This is a genomic window from Vibrio sp. 1580 (genome assembly GCF_033340055.1).
Window position 1 is genome coordinate 1 of sequence record NZ_JAWOVT010000594.1, and the last position, 553, is coordinate 553.

Consider the following 553-nt stretch of genomic DNA (forward strand, 5'->3'; position numbering starts at 1 on the left):
TGGAACGCGCCGTTTTCTTCTGTCCAGTTGCCGCCTACGTATTCGTAAACACGACGGAAGTTACGGTCGATACCCAGATCTTTGTTGTCTTTACAAGAGAGCTGACATGTTTTGCAGCCAGTACATTTGCTTGAATCAATGTAAAAGCCATACTGCTTCGCTGTGCTCATTATTTAGCCCCCATTTTCTTAATTAGCGTCACTTCAACGAGGTTGGTATGGCTCGGGTTTGATTTTGCCAAAGGGCTTGGACGTTGTGTTGTTAGCACGTTAATAGAGCCCGCTTGGTCAACACCTTTTGCGTTTGGTGCGTACCATGCGCCCTCACCTAAGCCAACCACATGCGGCATGATGCGTGGGGTCACTTTTACGCGAACGTTCATTTCACCAAACTTGCTACGAACGCTCACCAAATCACCGTTGTCGATGTTGCGTGACGCTGCATCAATCGGGTTGATCCAAAGCTCTTGTGGCGCTGCTGCTTTTAGGATGTCCACGTTGCCGTACGTTGAGTGGGCGCGCGATTTGTAGTGGAAGCGCGTTCGTTGAAGTGG

2 protein-coding genes are annotated in these 553 nt (G+C 49.5%); both read right to left on the reverse strand.

Annotated elements, in window-relative coordinates; translation table 11 throughout:
- A partial coding sequence (locus R7093_RS27335) for a 4Fe-4S binding protein (RefSeq protein WP_318147297.1) occupies window positions 1–170 on the reverse strand: 170 nt, incomplete at its 3' end.
- A partial coding sequence (locus R7093_RS27340) for a molybdopterin dinucleotide binding domain-containing protein (RefSeq protein ID WP_318147296.1) occupies window positions 170–553 on the reverse strand: 384 nt, incomplete at its 5' end. The genes R7093_RS27340 and R7093_RS27335, both read right to left, overlap by 1 nt.